Here is an 18,723-nt window from a genome sequence, read left to right as displayed (position 1 = left end):
CCGGCCGGGGGCGGCGACACGCCGCCCCCGGCCGACGGGGTCAGTCCCGGGCGGTGACCGGCTCGGCCGGCGTGTCGGCCGCCTCGGCGGGGGCGTCGGGCTCGCGAGTGATCTTGCCCGGCCACCAGAACCGGTCGCCGAGCAGGAACGCCAGCGCCGGCACCAGCACGGTGCGCACCAGCAGCGTGTCGAGCAGCACGCCGACGCAGACGATGATCCCGATCTGGGTGAGCGTGATCAGCGGCAGCACGCCCAGCACCGCGAAGACCGCGGCCAGCAGCACGCCGGCGCTGGTGATGACGCCGCCGGTGACCCGTAGCGCCGACAGCATGCCGTCGCGGGTGCCGGTGCGGCGGGCGTCCTCACGGGCGCGGGTGACCAGGAAGATGTTGTAGTCCACGCCGAGCGCGACCAGGAAGACGAAGGCCAGCAGCAGCACGCCGCTGTCCAGCGCCGGGAAGTCCAGCACGTGGTCGAAGATCAGCCAGGCCGCGCCGAGGCTGGCGAAGAACGACGCGATGACGGTCAGCACCAGCAGCAGCGGGGCGAGTAGGCCACGCAGCAGCAGCACCAGCACGGCGCCGACCAGCAGCAGGATGATCGGCAGGATCAGCCGCAGGTCCTTGGTGTTGGCCTGCGCCGAGTCGTAGGTGGCGGCCACGGTGCCGCCGACCAGGGCGCCGTCGGGGGCGTCGGCGCCGTCGACGGTGGGCGGCGCGGAGTTCGGCACGGCGGACACCGCGTCGCGCAGCGCCACGACCGCGCGGTCGGAGGCGGCGGTCCCGGGCTCGGCGGTCAGCACCACGTCGACCTGGGCGATCCGGTCACCGGCGGTGCTCGGCCGGGCCGAGGCGACGCCGTCGACCGCGGTGGCGGCGGCGAGCACCGCCGGTGCCGCCTGGGGGTTGGTGAGCACGGCGACCGGCTGGGTGCTGCCGGCCGGGAAGGCCCGCGCCAGGGTCTCCGCGCCGGTCACGGCCTCGGGGCGCTCCCGGAACTGCTCGGTCTCGGACAGGCCGGTGCGGATGCCCAGGCCGCCCAGGGCGAGACCGGCGAGCAGCAGGGTGGCGAGCACCGCTACCGGCAGCGGCCGGCGGACGACCAGCTCGCCGAGGCGACCCCACAGCCGGCCCTCGCGTGCGGCGCTGCCGACCTTCGGGACGAAGGGCCAGAACAGGCCGCGGCCGAAGAGCACCAGCGCGGCGGGAAGCACGAACAGGGCGGAGAGCATGGCGAAGACGACGCCGATCGCGCAGGCCACTGCGAGCGCCCGGTTGGTCTCCTGCTCCGACAGCAGCAGCGTGAGCACGCCGAGCACGACGGTGCCGCCGCTGGCCAGGATCGGCTCGGCGGTCCGGCGCAGGGCGGCCCGCATGGCGGTGAACCGGTTCTCCTCGCGGCGCAGCTCCTCCCGGTAGCGGGCGATGAGCAGCAGGGCGTAGTCGGTGGCCGCGCCGAAGACGAGCACGCTGGCGATGCCGGTGACCTGGCCGCTGGGCAGGTAGATCCCCAGTGCGGGCACGACGGTCTCCACCGTGCGCAGGGTGAACTGCTCGGCGGCGGCGACCACCAGCAGCGGCACGAGCCACAGGAACGGGCTGCGGTAGGTGACGAGCAGCAGCAGCGCGACGACCGCGGCGGTGACCAGCAGCAGCGTGGTGTCGGCGCCCTGGAACACCTTGCTCAGGTCGGCGGTGAAGGCGGGTCCACCGGTGACCTCGACGGTCAGGTCGTCGGGCAGGTCGGCCACCGCGTCGCGGACCTTGACCACCTCGTCGACCACGGCCTGCTGGTCGCCGGCGGTGGACAGCGGCACCGCGACCAGGGCCACCGTGCCGTCCGGGGAGAGCTGGGCCGGGGCGACCCGGCCGCCGACGGCGAGCGCGCCGAGCCTACCGGCCGCGCCGTCCAGCGCGCTGCGGTCGGCGGTGCTCAGCGGGGCCCGGTCGGCGCGGCTGACCACCACCAGCGCGGGCTGGGTGTCGCGGGAGGGGAGCTGGTCCTGGAGCCGCTCGACCTGGGTCGACTGCCACTGCACGGACAGGCCGGTGGCGGAGACCGGTTGGGGATTGTCCGGCGTGGGTAGACCGAAGACGACCGCGCCGACGACGAGCGCTGCGACCACGGTGAGCCAGGCGGCCAACCGGCCTCGGGCGACGCGGGTGAACAGTGACATCGTCAGGCCTCACATGCCTTGGGGCGAATGATTCTCGCTGGCCGAGTATCTTGATGAGCGAGATTATCCGGGCAGGCTCTATGCTGCAACCGGACCGGGCAGGGGGTGGCGGCGAGCGGTGACGGGGCACGGCATGTACCGGCGACGGGACGACCCGCGGGGGCGCCTGGTCGCCGAGATCACCAACGACCTGCGTCGCTACTCCGCGGACGCGCAGCACGTCGGGCACGCGTTCGCCAGCCTGCACGGGCTCAACCCCACCGACCTGCAGGCGCTGATCGCGGTGATGGAGGCCGAGCTGGTGGGCGACCCGATCACCCCCGGCCGGCTCGGCGACGTGCTCAACCTCTCGTCCGGTTCGGTCACCGCGCTCGTCGACCGGCTGGAGCGCGCCGGGCACATCCGGCGCGACCGGGACACCGCCGACCGTCGCAAGATCCTGCTGCACTACGCCGACCGGGGCGCCACCCTGGCCCAGAGCTTCTTCGGGCCGCTGGGCCGGCGCACCGACGAGGTGATGGGCCGGTTCACCGACGACGAGCTGGCCGTGGTGCACCGGTTCATGGGCGAGATGGTGCACAGCATGCGGGCACACCGGGACGAGGTGCGCGCCGCCCGCGGCGCCGCCGAGCCGGCCGGCGACCACTGACCGTGCGCCTGGTCACCCGGCTCGCCGCGGCGGCGTTGCGACTGCCCGCCGCCCGCACGGGCCGGATCACTGTCACCCGCGACATCCCGGTACGGGTCCGCGACGGGACCACCCTGCGCACCGACCACTACGCGCCCGACCTGCCCGGCGCGCCCTGCGTGCTGATTCGCACCCCGTACGGGCGGGGTGGGCCGGTCCGACTGCTCGGCCTGCTGGTCGCCGAGCGCGGCTTCCACGTGGTGATCCAGTCCTGCCGCGGCACGTACGGCTCCGGGGGCGCGTTCGCCCCGCTGGTGCACGAGCGAGACGACGGCCTGGACACCCTCGACTGGCTGCGCCGCCAGCGGTGGTGGACCGGCGCGTTCGGCATGTTCGGCGCCAGCTACCAGGGCTTCGTGCAGTGGGCGCTGGCCGCCGAGGCCGGTGACGAGCTGCGCGCGATGGTCGCGGTGGTGACCGCCTCGGCCACCCGCGACTCGACGTACGCGGGGGAGTCCTTCGCGCTGGACACGGTGCTGACCTGGGCCGAGCTGCTCCAGGCGCAGACCGTGCCCTGGCTGGCCCGGCAGTGGGAGCTGAAACGGGGCCAGCCCCGGCTGGTGCGGGCGTTGACCCACCTGCCGCTGGTCGAGGCGGACCGGGTCGCCACCGGCGTGACGGTGCCGTTCTTCCAGGAGTGGCTGCGCCACCACACCCCGGGCGCCGACTACTGGCGGGCCCGGGTGTTCGGCGACCGGATCGACGAGGTGCGCGCGCCGGTCGCCATGGTCAGCGGCTGGCAGGACATCTTCCTGCCGGCCCAGCTCGACGACTACACGCGGCTGCGGGCCGCCGGTGCCCGCCCGACGTTGACTGTCGGACCGTGGACCCACGGCAGCCCCGGGCTGCTGGTCGCGTCCCTGCGGGAGGGTCTGGACTGGTTCGCCGAACACCTGGCCGGCCGGCCCGTGCCGCCCCGGGCTCCGGTGCGGGTGCACATCGGCGGCGTCGGGGGCGGCTGGCGGGACCTGCCGGACTGGCCGCCGCCGGCCACGGTGACGCGCTGGCACCTGCAACCCGACGGTGGCCTCGACCCCGCCCCGCCGGTCGGCGGCGGGCCGGACCGGATCCGGTACGACCCGGCCGACCCGACCCCGTCGCTGGGCGGGCCGCTGCTTGTCGCCCAGCGGGCGGGCGCGGTGGACAACCGCGCGGTGGAGTCCCGGCCGGACGTGCTGACCTACACCACCGACCCGCTGCGCGAGCCGGTGGAGGTGCTCGGGCCGGTGCACGCCGAGATCCACCTGCGCAGCGAGCTGTCCTACCTGGACGTGTTCGTGCGGCTGTGCGACGTGGACCGCGGCGGACGGTCCTGGAACGTGTGCGACGGCCTGGTCCGGGTCGAGCCGGGACGGTTCCCGGCCGACGGGTCCGGCGTGCTCCGGGTGCCGGTCGCGCTCTGGCCGGCCGCCCACCGGTTCGCCCCGGGGCACCGGTTGCGGCTGCAGGTCTCCGGCGGCGCCCACCCGAGGTACGCCCGCAATCCCGGCACCGGCGAGCCGCTCGGCACCGCCGTCACACTCCGTGCCGGTTGGCGGGAGGTGCTGCACGACCCCGCGCACCCGTCGGCGGTGCTCCTGCCGCTCGTGCCGGCGTCGTCCACTCCGGGCAGATAATCGCAAATCTTGGCCTTGACCTGGGCATTTCCCCGAACGGGGGATAGTCTTCAGGCAAGTGCCCGTTGTCGTGCAGTCATCCGGTAGGGGCGCGTCCGCAGATCTCACCTCATCACGCGTCGTGACTGCAGTGCCCGTGCCGGCCATCGATCGGAGGGGATCTGCCATGACGTCGGCCCCGGCAAACCTGCTGGCCGTCCGCACCCTGTTGCTCGCCTATCTCAACGTCGACAAGAACGTCGTCCGGGACTCCGACCTCGAGCCGGCGGAGGTCGGCATCGTCGGTGATCCCAGCCACCGGGGCGGCTACCACTGCGGCTCGGACCGGGTGGTCACCAACGACTACTCGGTGGTGGAGTCCACCCGGGACCGCTCCGGGTTGACGTTGTACGCGTCCGCACTGGACGTGGGGACGTTCTCGGTCCGCTCCGGCGGGGCCACCCACACGCTGCGCACGTTCTCCACCTGGCTGGTGGCGCAGTGTGCGGCGAACGCGACCGACTCCCGGGACATCCGGGAGATCATCTACTCCCCGGACGGCCGCACCGTGCGGCGGTGGGACCGGTTGGGCAAGCGCACCACAGGCGACAGCAGCCACCTCTACCACACGCACATCAGCTTCTTCCGCGACTCGACGAAGGCGGGCCGGGACCAGACCCCGCTGTTCCGCCGCTACCTCACCGCGATCGGCCTGATCGCCCCACCGAAACCGGAGCCCGAGATGGAACAGACCGACAAGCTCGTGCGCGACACCGGCTCGTCCAGTCGTACCGTCGGCGACGTCTTCGCCGACCTGCAGAACCTGCGTAACTGGCTGATCTCGCCGGCCAACACCACCGGCCTGATCACTCAGCCGGCGGCGAACTCGCCGTTGCAGCAGATGCTGACGATGCTGCAGGGCTGGCCGGCGCTGGTGGCCCAGGTGAACGCGTTGTCCGGTAAGGACTTCACCGACGAGCAGCAGATCATCACCGGCGTCCTGGCCGGGTTGCCGCCGGAGAAGATCGCCGCGGCGATCCCGCCGCAGATCGCCCGGAACGTCGCCGACGAGTTGTCCCGGCGGCTCACCGCCTGATCCGCCGGCGTCGCGACGACTGCAGCGTCGCGACGCCGGGGCGCCGGATTTCCGCAACAAGTGTTCCGCAATGAGTGTTGCGCAACATCTCTTGCGGATGTCAGACTCGGGCCCATGGAACAGCCCACGGTCCGACAGGTCACCGACTCGCGGGTGCTCGCCGCGCTCGCCCACCCGCTCCGCCGCCGGCTCATGGACGTGCTCAAGGTCTACGGCCCCTGCACCGTCGGGATGCTCGCCGAGCGCACCGACCAGTCCCCGGCGAACGTGAGCCACCACCTCAAGGTGCTGGCCGGCGCCGACCTGCTGGTCGAGGCGCCCGAGCTGGCCCGCGACCGCCGCGAGCGCTGGTGGAAGCCCCGGAGCAGGGGAGTCCGCTGGTCCAACACCGACTTCGACGACGACCCGTCCGCCCGGGTGGTGGCCGACGCGGCCAGCTCGCTCAACCTGGAGCGCCACGCCGAGCTGGTGCGGGCCTGGCATGCCGCCGGGGAGGAGGCCCACGCCGCCTGGGGCGACGGGCCGTTCAGCACCGACCACTGGCTGCACCTGACCCCGGACGAGCTGGCCCAGCTCAGCGGCGAGGTCGTCGCGCTGCTCATGCGGTGGGCGGACCGCGCCGTCCCCGACGACGGACAGACCCGGGAGCCGGTCTTCGTGTTCGCCCACGGCGTCCCGGGCCGGCCGTGACCGCCCCGGCCGCCGCGCCCGCGCCGCAGGCCGTCGCGCCGCCCGGCGGGCTGTTCCGGCACCGCGACTTCCGGCTGCTCTGGACCGGGCACACGATCAGCGCGGTGGGCAGCAACATGACCACCGTGGCGTTGCCGCTGGTCGCCGTGGCGGTGCTGGACGCCAGCACGTTCCAGGTGGCGGTGCTGACCGCCGCGGCCTGGCTGCCCTGGCTGCTCGCCGGTCTGCCGGTCGGCGCCTGGGTCGACCGGGTCCGCCGCCGCCCCGTGATGATCGCCGCCGACCTGTGCGCCGCCGCGTTGTTCGCCAGCGTCCCGCTGGCCGCGCTGCTGGACCTGCTCACCGTCGGGCACCTGCTGGCCGTCGCGCTCGGCGCCGGGCTGGCCCGGGTCTTCTTCGAGACCGCCGACCAGGTCTACCTGCCCACCCTGCTGCCGCCCGAGCAGGTGCCGCCGGCCAACTCCCGGCTGCACGCCACGCAGACCGCGAGCTACCTGCTCGGCCCCGGCCTGGCCGGCCTGATCGCGCAACTCGCCGGAGCGGTGACCGCCGTGGCGCTGGACGCGGTGAGCTTCCTGGTGTCGGCGCTGTGCCTGCACCGCATCCGGGCGGTCGAACCCCGGCCGCGCCGCCCCTCGCCGACCGCGTCGATGCGCCGGGAGGTGGCCGACGGGCTGCGCTTCGTCACCCGGGACCCGTACCTGCGGGTGCTGACGGTGTTCGGCGCGGCCAGCAACATCGGGCTCACCGGCTACCAGGCGGTGCTTGTCGTCTTCCTGGTCCGCTCGGCGGAGCTGCCGGCCGGGCTGGTCGGCCTCCTGATCGGACTGGCCAGCCTCGGCGGGGTGGTCGGGGCGGCGCTGGCCGCCCCGCTGGCCCGCCGGGTCGGCAGCGCCCGCGCGCTGCTGCTCGCCGGCGCGCTGACCGGCCCGCCCGCACTGCTGATCCCGCTCGCCGGCCCGGGCGCGCGGACCGCCTGGCTGGTGCTCGGCGGCGCGCTGGTGAGCCTGGGCGTGGCGATCGGCAACGTGGTGAAGGGGAGCTTCCGGCAGACCTACACGCCGCACCGGCTGCTCGGCCGGGTCACCGTGAGCATGCAGTTGCTCAACTACGGCACCATCCCGCTCGCCGCGCTGGTGGCCGGCGCGCTGGGCGCGGCGTGGGGGCCGGCCGGGGCGATCCGGGTGATGACCGCCTGGCTGGCGCTGACCCCGCTGCTGCTGATGGTCGGGCCGCTACGCCGGCGCCGAAACCTGCCGGCGACGCCCGTCGGGTAGCGCGCTGCGGCGGCGGTCGGGAACCGACCGCCGCCACCGGCACATCGTCACATCGGACGAACGTTGTCCGCCTGCGGGCCCTTCTGGCCCTGCGTCACCTCGAACTCGACCTTCTGGCCCTCGTTCAGCTCGCGGTAGCCATTGCTCTGGATGGCCGAGTAGTGGACGAACACGTCCGGGCCTCCGCCGTCCTGCTCGATGAAGCCGAAGCCCTTTTCCGAGTTGAACCACTTGACCGTGCCGGTTGCCATGCGTCTCTCCCTGTTCAATGCGGGTGAGCCCCGGCCCGCGGCCGGTGATCGCCCTGTACCTGTCCGACGATAACCGCCCCGACCCGGATCCGCTGCCGGAAGTGCCGGCGTGGCACGCGAATACCTAGGCGCCGGAAATGCCGCCGCCGGCCGCCGGGGCGCGGCATGCTTGCCCCGATGAGCACTCCGACGGCGCTGACCGACCTGGAACGGGAGATCACGGCGCCCGGGGCGGGCCCGGACCGGCTGCGCCTGATGGCCGCGCCGTTCGTCCCCGAGGTGCGGTTGCACCTGGCCGAGGACGCCATCCTCTGGTGGGCCCGGATGGAGGCCGCCGCCGGCCGGTCGCTTCCGCCGCCGTACTGGGCCTCCGTCTGGGCCGGCGGGCAGGCGCTGGCCCGGCACCTGCTCGACCACCCCGAACTCGCCGCCGGGCGGCGCGTGCTCGACCTGGCCGCCGGCTCGGGACTGGTGGCCATCGCCGCCGCGCTGGCCGGCGCCGACGACGTGATGGCCAACGACGTCGACCCGTACGCGCTGGCCGCCGTGACCGTCAACGCCCGGGCGAACCGGGTCCGGGTCACCGCCGACGGCGACGACCTGCTCGACGGCGTGGCCGGCGCCGACCTGCTGGTGGCCGGCGACGTCCTCTACGACGCGGACCTGGCCGCCCGGGTCCTGCCCTACCTGCGGCGCTGCGCCGACCGGGGTGTCGAGGTGCTCCTCGGCGACCCGGACCGGGGGCACCTGCCGCCGGACGGGCTGGAGCTGGTGGCCAGCTACCCGGTGCCCACCACCGAGCCCGCCGTCGACTCCCCGGTGCGCCGGGTGCAGGTGCTGCGTCCACGCTGACCCTCGGGGAATCCGCCGGATGCGGTCTCGGGGGCGTGTGGGGGATCACGCCCGATGTCCCGGACGGCCGAGCGGGCATAGCGTGCCAGGCATGACGGATCTCCTCGCCCAGTTCGGGCAGCTGCCCACCACACTGCTGATGGGGCTGCTGGGCGCGGTGATGCTCGCCGACGCCGTACCGCTGCTCGGGGTGCTGGTGCCCGGCGACGCCGCGGTCCTGGCCGCGGTCGGCACCGGGCGGCCGGTCGGTGGCCTGGTCACCGTCGCGGTCGTGGTCGCCGGCTGCGTGGCCGGGTGGTCGCTGAGCTTCCTCGCCCGGCCGGCTCTGGGGCGGGCGGCTGCGCCGGGGCCGGCTGGGCGACTGGATCGGCGAGTCCCGCTGGGCGGCCGCCGAGACGCTGCTGCGTCGCGGCGGCGGGCGGATCGTGCTGGTGGCGCCGTTCCTGCCGGTGTTCAACGCGTTGCTGCCGCTGGCCGCCGGCGGGCTGCGGATGCCGTACCGGCGGTTCGTGGCCTGCGCGGCGCTCGGCGCCACCGCCTGGGCCGGGCTCTACGTGGCGCTCGGGCTGGCCGCGCGGGCGCTCACCGGGCTGCTGCCCGGCGCGCTCGACCCGACGGTGCTCACCATGGCGGTCGGGCTGCTGCTCGCCGGCCCGGTGCTGCTCGGCACCCGCCGCCGGTTGCGCGCGGTGACCGGCTGAACGGGCCGGGCCCGGCCGCCACGGGGGAGGCCGGGCCCGGCACGGTCACCAGCCGCGCGCCCGCCACTGCGGCACGGCGGGCCGCTCCGCGCCGAGCGTGCTGTCCTTGCCGTGGCCCGGGTAGAACCAGGTCTCGTCCGGCAGCCGGTCGAAGATCCTCGCCTCGACGTCGTCGATGAGCTGGCCGAAGCGCTCCGGGTCCTGGTCGGTGTTGCCCACGCCGCCGGGGAAGAGCGAGTCGCCGGTGAAGAGGTGCGGGGTGCCGGCCGGGTCGCGGTAGAGCAGCGCGATCGACCCCGGGGTGTGCCCGCGCAGGTGGATCACCTCCAGCTCGCAGTCGCCGACGGCGACGGTGTCGCCCTCGCGCAGCGCCTCGGCGGCGATCGGCAGGCCCTCGGCGTCGTCGGCGTGCACCAGCGCGCGGGCGCCGGTCTTGGCCACGACCTCCTCTAGCGCGACCCAGTGGTCCATGTGCCGGTGGGTGGTGACCACCGTCGCCAGCCCGCCGTCGCCGATCAGCTCCAGCAGGCGGGGCGCCTCGTTGGCGGCGTCGACGAGCAACTGGTCGCCGGTGGCGTGGCAGCGCAGCAGGTAGGCGTTGTTGTCCATCGGGCCCACCGACAGCTTGCTGACGGTGAGCCGGTCGAGCTCGCGTACGGCCGGCGGGCCGCCGGGCGTGACGTCTCCGGTGTAGGTCATGACGGCGTTCAGATCCATTCCGGTGGAGTCGGCAGGGGGCCGTCGGGGTCGACGGTGAGCAGCTCGCCCGTGCCCCGGCCGGTCAGCCAGGCAGCGAGTTCCGGCGCGGGGCCGGTGATCGTGGGCGCCCCCTCGGGGTCGCCCACGACGAGTTCGTGCGCGCCGCCCTCGACGCGCAACACCATGGCCGGCGCGCCGGGGTTGTCGGCCAGGCCGTTCGTCACCTCGTGCAGCAGCCGTTGGGCGAACGCCTCCGGCCAGTCCGCCGGCCGGTAGCCGGCGGCCAGGTCGACGTGGTGCACCTCGACCTCGCGCAACCGGCCCCAGACCAGCAGCGCCGCCGGCCACGGGCCGCGCCGGGTCTGCACCGTGGCGCCCCACGCCTCGGCGGGCATCTGCGCCACCGCCGCGTCGAACCGCTGGCCGCTGCGACGCAGGTCGTCCAGCAGGTCGGCGGGACCCCGGCCGGCGCCCGCCTCGATGTCGGCGGCGCGGGCGTCCAGCGACGCGTACATCGGGATCGACTCGCCGGTGCGCGCGGAGGTGAGCAGGTTGACGAAGCCGTCGGCGTTGCGGGCCAGGTGGGTGAGCACGTGCGCGCGGGTCCAACCCGGCAGCGGCGACGGCGCCGCGACGTCCGCGGCGGTCAGGCCGGTCACGGTACGCAGCAGCCGGTCGTTGGCCGCGGCCAGCTCGCCGGTCAGCAGCAGGGGATCAGTCGTCATCGGGTTCGACAGTAGCGGGCCGGGGCGCGGCGCGCCGCCGGGGAAATCGCTTTCGGCGCGTCGGCGCGCCCCTTACCGTCGGGGCCGACACGTTCGGGTCGCGGCGCCGGGAGGGAGGTGGTGGGCATGCCGGTCGCAGCGCGTGTTCCGCCCCGCACTTCCACGACACCGATGAGGACCCCATGACCCTCGACCTGACCGCCCTCGGCTGGGACGCCGACTGGGCGGACCACCTCGACCGACGATTCGACGACCGACCCGGGCGGGTGGCCCGGGTGGACCGCGGCGTGTGCACGGTGCTGCGCCCGGAGGGCCCGGTACGGGCCAGCCTCGGCGGCGGCGTGCTCGCGGCGGCGGCCCGCGACCTGACCGCGCTGCCCTGCGCGGGCGACTGGGTGCAGCTCGCCACCTGGCCGGACGGCCCGGTGACCGTGGAGGCGGTGCTGCCCCGGCGCACCGCGCTGGTGCGGCGCACCGCCGGCAAGGACGCCAGCGGCCAGGTGCTGGCCGCCAACGTCGACGCCGCCGCGGTGGTCGAGCCGGTGCACCCGGCGCCGGACGCCGCCCGGATCGAGCGGCTGCTCTCCCTGGTACACGAGTCGGGAGCCGAGCCGCTGGTGCTGCTCACCAAGGCCGACCTGGCCGCCGACCCGGCAGCGGTGGCCCGGCACCTGGCCGAGCTGGCTCCCGGGGTGCCGGTGCTGCCGGTCAGCGCCGAGCGGGGCACCGGCCTGGCGCCGCTGCGCCGGCACGTCGCCCCGGGCCGCACGCTGGGCCTGCTCGGCCCCTCCGGCGCCGGCAAGTCGAGCCTGGTCAACGCGCTGGCCGGGGCGGAGGTGATGCCCACCCAGGCGATCCGCCGGGTCGACGGCAAGGGCCGGCACACCACCACCTGGCGGGCGCTGGTGCCGCTGCCCGGCGGGGGAGCGGTGCTGGACACCCCAGGCGTACGGGCGGTCGGCCTGCTCGACGGCGCCGCCGGGCTGGACCGGGCGTTCGCCGACATCGCGGAGCTGGCCGCCGGCTGCCGGTACGCCGACTGCGCGCACGACGCCGAGCCGGCCTGCGCGGTGCGGGACGCGCTGGACCGGGGCGAGCTGTCGGCGCGCCGCTGGGGAAGTTTGCGGCGGTTGCAGCGGGAGATCGCGTACGAGAGCGGCCGGCGCGCGGTCCGGCTGGCCGCCGAGCGGCGGGGCGGCTGGCGGGGCGGGCGGCGACGCGCCGGGCGTCCGGCGACCCCGCCCGCTCCCGGCGCGTCCTGAGCTGGGGGAATGTGCGCGCCACGGAAGTTGTCACACCTCGGGGCTAGAGTTGCCGGGGCGCTTTCCCTGCGCATTGCGACTACGGGAAACCGCTCCGGCAACTCATGAAAAACAGACTTCGCCTCACATTCTTCTTCCGGGAGCACACGCACCGTGGCCGACCGTCTGATCATCCGTGGCGCGCGCGAGCACAACCTGCGTGACGTCAGTCTCGACCTGCCCCGGGACGCCCTGATCGTCTTCACCGGGCTCTCCGGTTCGGGCAAGTCGAGCCTGGCGTTCGACACCATCTTCGCCGAGGGGCAGCGCCGCTACGTCGAGTCGCTGTCGTCGTACGCCCGGCAGTTCCTCGGCCAGATGGACAAGCCCGACGTCGACTTCATCGAGGGCCTGAGCCCCGCGGTCTCCATCGACCAGAAGTCGACCTCCCGCAACCCCCGTTCCACGGTCGGCACCATCACCGAGGTCTACGACTACCTCCGCCTGCTCTTCGCCCGCATCGGCGAGCCGCACTGCCCGATCTGCGGCGAGCGGATCTCCAAGCAGAGCCCGCAGCAGATCGTCGACCGGGTGCTCGCCATGCCGGAGGGCACCAAGTTCATGGTGCTCGCGCCGGTGGTGCGCGGCCGCAAGGGCGAATACGTCGACCTCTTCGCCGAGCTGCAGGCCAAGGGCTACGCCCGGGCCCGGGTCGACGGCGTGGTGCACCCGCTGACCGAGCCGCCGAAGCTCAAGAAGCAGGAGAAGCACACCATCGAGGTGGTGATCGACCGGCTCAGCGTGAAGCCGAGCGCCAAGCAGCGGCTGACCGACTCGGTCGAGGCCGCGCTCGGCCTCTCCAGCGGCCTGGTGCTGCTCGACTTCGTCGACCTGCCGGAGGACGACCCGGCCCGGGAGCGGCGCTACTCCGAGCACCTGGCCTGCCCGAACGACCACCCGCTGGCGATCGAGGACCTGGAACCCCGGGTCTTCTCCTTCAACGCGCCCTACGGCGCCTGCCCCGAGTGCACCGGCCTCGGCACCAAGAAGGAGGTCGACCCGGAACTGGTCATCCCGGACCCGGAGCGCACCCTGCGCGAGGGCGCGATCCAGCCCTGGGCCACCGGGCACAACCTGGAATACTTCCTGCGCCTGCTGGAGGCGCTCGGCGAGGCGCAGCACTTCGACGTCGACATGCCGTGGCGGGCGCTGCCGTCCCGGGCGCAGAAGACGATCCTGCACGGCTCCGACGACCAGGTGCACGTGCGCTACCGCAACAAGTACGGCCGCGAGCGCTCCTACTACACCGGCTTCGAGGGCGTGGTGCAGTGGATCGAGCGCCGGCACAACGACACCGAGTCGGAGTGGTCCCGCGACAAGTACGAGGGCTACATGCGTGACGTGCCGTGCGCGGCCTGCGGGGGCGCCCGGCTCAAGCCGGAGGTGCTCGCGGTCACCCTGGCCGGCAAGAGCATCGCCGAGGTCTGCAACCTCTCCGTCGGCGAGGCGGCCGACCTGCTCGCCGGCATCGAGCTGACCGACCGGCAGAAGATGATCGCCGAGCGCGTGCTCAAGGAGATCAACGCCCGGCTGAAGTTCCTGCTCGACGTCGGCCTGGACTACCTCTCCCTGGACCGGCCGGCCGGCACGCTCTCCGGCGGCGAGGCGCAGCGCATCCGGCTCGCCACCCAGATCGGCTCCGGTCTGGTCGGCGTGCTCTACGTGCTCGACGAGCCGTCGATCGGCCTGCACCAGCGCGACAACCACCGGCTGATCGAGACGCTGCTGCGGCTGCGCGGGCTGGGCAACACGCTGATCGTGGTCGAGCACGACGAGGACACCATCCGGGTGGCCGACTGGATCGTCGACATCGGCCCGGGCGCGGGCGAGCACGGCGGCAAGATCGTGCACAGCGGTTCGGTGCCGGCGCTGCTCGACAACGACGAGTCGGTCACCGGCGCCTACCTCGCCGGGCGCCGGGCCATCCCGACCCCGGCCACCCGCCGGCCGCAGACGCCGGGGCGCGAGCTGGTGGTGCACGGCGCGCGCGAGCACAACCTGCGCAACCTGACCGTCGGCTTTCCGCTGGGCCAGCTCATCGCGGTCACCGGGGTCAGCGGCTCGGGCAAGTCGACGCTCGTCAACGACATCCTCTACGCGGTGCTCGCCAACCAGATCAACGGCGCCCGGCTGGTGCCCGGCCGGCACACCCGGGTCAGTGGCCTGGAGCACGTGGACAAGGTCGTCGGCGTGGACCAGTCGCCGATCGGGCGCACCCCACGCTCCAACCCGGCCACCTACACCGGGGTCTGGGACCACGTCCGCAAGCTCTTCGCCGAGACCACCGAGGCCAAGGTCCGGGGGTACGGCCCGGGCCGGTTCTCGTTCAACGTCAAGGGCGGGCGCTGCGAGGCGTGCTCCGGCGACGGCACCATCAAGATCGAGATGAACTTCCTGCCGGACGTCTACGTCCCGTGCGAGGTGTGCAAGGGCGCCCGCTACAACCGGGAGACGCTGGAGGTGCACTACAAGGGCCGCACCGTCGCCGAGGTGCTGGACATGCCGATCGAGGAGGCGGCCGAGTTCTTCTCCGCCATCCCGGCCATCCACCGCCACCTGAAGACGCTCGTCGACGTCGGGTTGGGCTACGTGCGGCTCGGCCAGCCGGCGCCGACGCTCTCCGGCGGGGAGGCGCAGCGCGTGAAGCTCGCCTCCGAGCTGCAGAAGCGCTCCACCGGCCGGACGGTCTACGTGCTCGACGAGCCCACCACCGGCCTGCACTTCGAGGACATCCGCAAGCTGCTGATGGTGCTGGAGGGCCTGGTCGACAAGGGCAACACGGTGATCACCATCGAGCACAACCTCGACGTGATCAAGACGGCCGACTGGCTGATCGACATGGGCCCGGAGGGTGGCCACCGGGGTGGCACGGTGCTCGCCACCGGCACCCCGGAGGAGGTCGCCGAGGTCGCCGAGAGCCACACCGGCGAGTTCCTGCGGCCGATCCTCAAGCTGGCCGGCGAGGCCAAGGGCGCCAAGGCGGCCACCACCCGGGCGGCCAAGGCCAACGGCGTCACCAAGTCGCGGACCCGCAAGGTGCCGGCGGGCGTGCGCTGACCGACGCGTACGGCGAGCGGGCCGGTCGGTCGGCCCGCTCGCCGGGGCCCGTGCCGGTGCCCATTTCGTGACGCGCCAGTATGAACCGTGCACCACGGTGGTGCGTGTACCGCAGTGTGGCCACGGATCATGACTGGTGGCGACAGCCGAGAGAGAGGCCGGAGATGAGCGATGATCAGGTGCTGACCGGGCCGGTCACCCAGAGCCGCCGAGCCCTGCTCGCGGGCGCCGGCGCGGTCGGCGCGGCCGTGGTGCTCGCGGGGTGCGGCGACGACGAGGCGACGCCGGGGACGGCCCCGAGCAGCGGCGGACCGGGCGCCAGCGGGACCGGTGACGCCGGCGGCGGCAACCGGGACAGCAGCGGTCCGCTGGCCCGCACCACCGACATCCCGGTCGGCGGCGGCGCGGTGTACGCCAGCAAGGGCGTCGTGATCACCCAGCCCGAGGCCGGCCAGTTCAAGGGGTTCGACCCGATCTGCACGCACCAGGGCTGCCCGGTGTCGAACGTCGACGGCGGCACCATCAACTGCACCTGCCACAACAGCAGGTTCTCGATCGCCGACGGCTCGGTCAAGGCGGGCCCCGCCACCAAGCCGTTGGCGGGCAAGGAGATCAAGGTCGAGGGCGACCAGATCACGCTGGCCTGACCGCCCGCGCCGCCTCCGTCCGCCGTCCGCGGGCGGGGTGCGGCGACGGCCGGTTGTCGGGGGTGCGGACTAGGCTTGACGCGTGGCTGACCCCTCGACCTACCGTCCCGCGACCGGCACCATCCCGGAGTCTCCAGGGGTCTACCGCTTCCGCGACGGCACCGGCCGGGTGATCTACGTCGGCAAGGCGCGCAACCTGCGCAGCCGGCTCAACTCCTACTTCGCCGATCCGGTCAACCTGCACCAGCGCACCCGGCAGATGGTCTTCACCGCCGAGTCGGTCGACTGGATCACCGTCGCCACCGAGGTCGAGGCGCTCCAGCAGGAATACACCTGGATCAAGCAGTACGACCCGCGGTTCAACGTCCGCTACCGCGACGACAAGTCCTACCCCTACCTGGCGGTCACCCTCGACGAGGAATACCCGCGCCTGCAGGTGATGCGCGGCGCCAAGCGCAAGGGGGTGCGCTACTTCGGGCCCTACTCGCACGCCTGGGCCATCCGCGAGACGCTCGACCTGCTGCTGCGGGTCTTCCCGGCGCGCACCTGCTCCTCCGGGGTGTTCAAGCGGGCCGCCCAGGTCGGCCGGCCCTGCCTGCTGGGCTACATCGGCAAGTGCTCGGCGCCGTGCGTGGGCACGGTCAGCGCGGAGCGCCACCGGGAGATCGTTGACGGCTTCTGCGACTTCATGGCCGGGCGCACCGACACCATGGTGCGTCGGCTGGAGAAGGACATGCTGGAGGCCAGCGAGCAGTTGGAGTTCGAGCGGGCCGCCCGGCTGCGCGACGACGTGGCCGCGTTGCGGCGGGCCATGGAGAAGCAGACCGTGGTGCTCGGCGACGGCACCGACGCCGACGTGGTGGCGTTCGCCGACGACCCGCTCGAAGCCGCGGTGCAGGTCTTCCACGTCCGCGACGGTCGGGTGCGCGGCCAGCGCGGCTGGGTGGTGGAGAAGACCGAGGAGCTGACCACCGGCGACCTCGTGCACCACTTCTGCACCCAGGTCTACGGCGGCGAGCAGGGTGAGGCCGACGTCCCCCGGGAACTGCTCGTCCCCGAGCTGCCCGCCGACGCCGACGCGCTCGCCGACTGGCTCTCCACCCGGCGGGGCAGCCGGGTGTCGCTGCGGGTGCCGCAGCGCGGCGACAAGCGGTCGTTGCTGGAGACCGTCGAGCGCAACGCCAAGGACGCGCTGGCCCGGCACAAGCTCAAGCGCGCCGGTGACCTGACGACCCGCGGTCAGGCCCTCGACGAGATCGCCGACGCGCTCGCCATGCGCACCTCGCCGTTGCGCATCGAGTGCTACGACGTCTCCCAGATCCAGGGCACCGACGTGGTCGCCAGCATGGTCGTGTTCGAGGACGGGCTGCCCCGCAAGAGCGAATACCGGCGGTTCATCGTGCGGGGCGCCACCGACGACCTCTCCGCCATGTCCGAGGTGCTGCGCCGGCGCTTCGCCCGCTACCTGGACGCGCGGGCCGAGACCGGTGAGCTGGGCGAGGAGACCGCCGCCGACCCCGACCGGCCCGGCATCGACCCGACCACCGGTCGGCCGCGCCGGTTCGCCTACCCGCCGCAACTGGTGGTGGTCGACGGCGGCCCGCCCCAGGTGGCCGCCGCCGCGAAGGCGATCACCGAGCTGGGCATCGACGACGTGGCGCTGTGCGGGCTGGCCAAGCGGCTGGAGGAGGTCTGGCTGCCCGACGACGACTACCCGGTCATCCTGCCGCGCACCTCCGAGGCGCTCTACCTGCTGCAACGGGTCCGCGACGAGGCCCACCGCTTCGCCATCACGTTCCACCGCCAGCGGCGCTCCAAGCGGATGACCGAGTCCGCGCTGGACAACGTGCCCGGCCTGGGCGAGGTGCGGCGCAAGGCGCTGCTGCGGCACTTCGGCTCGCTGAAGCGGCTCTCCTCCGCCACCGTGGAGGAGATCACCGAGGTGCCAGGCGTGGGCCGGCGCACGGCCGAGGCGATCCTGGCCGCCCTCGACGCCGACCCGGCGACCACACCGTCCTGATCGCGGCCGTGGTGGACCCCGGCGCCTACCCTTCGGCCCATGGGAGCGATCAAGCCGTGGCACCTGTCCGTCCTGCTGCTCTGCTGCCTTCTGCCGACCGCCGCGGCCGTGGCTGGCGGGTTCTGGGCGCTTCGCCGATCCCGCAGTCGCCGCTGACCGCACCGGGCACGCCGAGGCGGGCACCGACCGCGTCCCGGGCTCACCCGCACGGTGCGTAACGGCTCCCACGTGAGGTGTAGTTTTGCGCGGTATACCTCAGAGGCATAAATATGCCTCTGAGGCATACCGCTCTCAGGGCTACTTCTTCTCCGGCGGCGACACGCCCGGGAGTCCCGACGCCCCCACCCGACGTCGGCGAAGTTTGTCCGGTTTCGGGCGGTTGGCTGTGATCGGTGCCATCAGCCTGACGGAATCGGGGCCGCAGGCGCGGCGTTATACCTGGCAGACCGCGTGGAGCCCGGCCCCCGCCGCAGGCACCCGGTCGGAATGACCGGCCACCGGCCGTCGTTACATCCCCTGGCGCCGCCGAGCGCACGACTCGGCAGGCGTCGGAATGACCGGCCACCGGCCGTGGTTACACCCCCCGAGCCGCCGAGCAGGCCACCCCGCCGGCACCGGCTCCCCGGGTCCCCGAGCAGGCCACCCGCGCCGCCGGGCCCACCCCCTTCAAGACTTCCCCCCGCACGTGGCATCCCCCGTGCCGCGTCCACCCCCTTTGGGAGGCAACCATCATGGCTACCACCCTGCTGCGTAAGACCGTGCTGACCGCTGCCGGTATCGCCGCCACCGCCGGCGGCATCGCCGGCCCCGCCATCGCCGCCCACGCCGCCCCGGCCGAGAAGAGCACCGTCGTCGCCGACCGCAAGGGTCACGGTGAGCGGGAGTTGGACGTGCGCTACGAGGCGCAGCCGAACTTCTACTACTGCGGCCCCGCCGCCGCCCGCAACG

Annotated in this window: 14 protein-coding genes and 2 pseudogenes; 12 read left to right on the top strand and 4 right to left on the bottom strand. The window is 73.7% G+C overall.

From position 1 onward, the window contains the following. Positions 1-40 precede the first annotated feature (40 nt). Positions 41-2,176 carry an MMPL family transporter gene (locus tag ACIA5A_RS28450; protein WP_396767505.1) on the bottom strand — a complete coding sequence of 712 codons (2,136 nt, stop codon included), beginning with the start codon at positions 2,174-2,176 and terminating at the stop codon, positions 41-43. Positions 2,177-2,309: 133 nt separating this feature from the next. On the opposite strand from ACIA5A_RS28450, the gene ACIA5A_RS28445 reads away from it, so the two are divergent. The 5 genes from ACIA5A_RS28445 (at position 2,310) to ACIA5A_RS28425 (ending at position 7,522) form a co-directional block, all read left to right on the top strand. Continuing rightward, positions 2,310-2,825 (top strand): MarR family winged helix-turn-helix transcriptional regulator, encoded by a 516-nt coding sequence (locus ACIA5A_RS28445; RefSeq protein WP_396767504.1) that lies wholly within the window; start codon positions 2,310-2,312, stop codon positions 2,823-2,825. Positions 2,826-2,827: 2 nt separating this feature from the next. Next, positions 2,828-4,480, top strand: coding sequence for a CocE/NonD family hydrolase (locus ACIA5A_RS28440; RefSeq protein WP_396767503.1), 1,653 nt, complete (start codon positions 2,828-2,830; stop codon positions 4,478-4,480). Between the two features lie 166 nt (positions 4,481-4,646). After that, entirely contained in the window at positions 4,647-5,555 is a 909-nt protein-coding gene (locus ACIA5A_RS28435; protein WP_396767502.1) for a hypothetical protein, read from the top strand. A gap of 114 nt (positions 5,556-5,669) precedes the next feature. Next, positions 5,670-6,245, top strand: coding sequence for an ArsR/SmtB family transcription factor (locus ACIA5A_RS28430; RefSeq protein WP_396767501.1), 576 nt, complete (start codon positions 5,670-5,672; stop codon positions 6,243-6,245). Continuing rightward, positions 6,242-7,522, top strand: coding sequence for an MFS transporter (locus tag ACIA5A_RS28425; protein ID WP_396767500.1), 1,281 nt, complete (start codon positions 6,242-6,244; stop codon positions 7,520-7,522). The genes ACIA5A_RS28430 and ACIA5A_RS28425 overlap by 4 nt, the downstream gene beginning before the upstream one ends. A gap of 47 nt (positions 7,523-7,569) precedes the next feature. Here the strand turns inward: ACIA5A_RS28425 and ACIA5A_RS28420 are convergent, their stop codons facing one another. Then, complete coding sequence (locus tag ACIA5A_RS28420) at positions 7,570-7,773, bottom strand: cold-shock protein (RefSeq protein WP_184686822.1); 204 nt, start codon at positions 7,771-7,773, stop codon at positions 7,570-7,572. A gap of 177 nt (positions 7,774-7,950) precedes the next feature. Here ACIA5A_RS28420 and ACIA5A_RS28415 point away from each other — a divergent pair, with 177 nt between their 5' ends. After that, entirely contained in the window at positions 7,951-8,625 is a 675-nt protein-coding gene (locus ACIA5A_RS28415; protein WP_396767499.1) for a class I SAM-dependent methyltransferase, read from the top strand. 91 nt (positions 8,626-8,716) lie between these two features. Then, positions 8,717-9,326: pseudogene (locus ACIA5A_RS28410) on the top strand (DedA family protein). 45 nt (positions 9,327-9,371) lie between these two features. Here the strand turns inward: ACIA5A_RS28410 and ACIA5A_RS28405 are convergent. Beyond that, the gene (locus ACIA5A_RS28405) at positions 9,372-10,025 is read right to left on the bottom strand and encodes an MBL fold metallo-hydrolase (RefSeq protein WP_396767498.1); all 654 of its coding nucleotides are present in this window, start codon (positions 10,023-10,025) and stop codon (positions 9,372-9,374) included. Between the two features lie 8 nt (positions 10,026-10,033). After that, entirely contained in the window at positions 10,034-10,750 is a 717-nt protein-coding gene (locus ACIA5A_RS28400) for a maleylpyruvate isomerase family mycothiol-dependent enzyme (protein WP_396767497.1), read from the bottom strand. Positions 10,751-10,932: 182 nt separating this feature from the next. Between ACIA5A_RS28400 and rsgA the strand changes: the two genes are divergently transcribed. The 5 genes and pseudogenes from rsgA to ACIA5A_RS28375 form a co-directional block, all read left to right on the top strand. Then, the gene (gene rsgA / locus ACIA5A_RS28395) at positions 10,933-12,012 is read left to right on the top strand and encodes a ribosome small subunit-dependent GTPase A (protein ID WP_396767496.1); all 1,080 of its coding nucleotides are present in this window, start codon (positions 10,933-10,935) and stop codon (positions 12,010-12,012) included. 153 nt (positions 12,013-12,165) lie between these two features. Continuing rightward, positions 12,166-15,108, top strand: a complete 2,943-nt coding sequence (gene uvrA, locus ACIA5A_RS28390) for an excinuclease ABC subunit UvrA (RefSeq protein ID WP_396767495.1) — start codon at positions 12,166-12,168, stop codon at positions 15,106-15,108. 164 nt (positions 15,109-15,272) lie between these two features. Continuing rightward, positions 15,273-15,755, top strand: a complete 483-nt coding sequence (locus ACIA5A_RS28385; RefSeq protein ID WP_396767494.1) for a Rieske (2Fe-2S) protein — start codon at positions 15,273-15,275, stop codon at positions 15,753-15,755. 82 nt (positions 15,756-15,837) lie between these two features. Further along, a complete protein-coding gene (uvrC, locus tag ACIA5A_RS28380; RefSeq protein WP_396767493.1) occupies positions 15,838-17,775 on the top strand; it encodes an excinuclease ABC subunit UvrC in 1,938 nt (645 codons plus the stop codon). Between the two features lie 731 nt (positions 17,776-18,506). After that, positions 18,507-18,723 (top strand): annotated as a pseudogene (locus tag ACIA5A_RS28375) (phytochelatin synthase); the annotation flags it as partial.

The sequence above is a fragment of the Micromonospora sp. NPDC051300 genome (assembly GCF_044455315.1).
GTDB classification, from domain to species: domain Bacteria; phylum Actinomycetota; class Actinomycetes; order Mycobacteriales; family Micromonosporaceae; genus Micromonospora; species Micromonospora robiginosa.
This window is presented reverse-complemented; position numbering and strand designations above follow the sequence as displayed.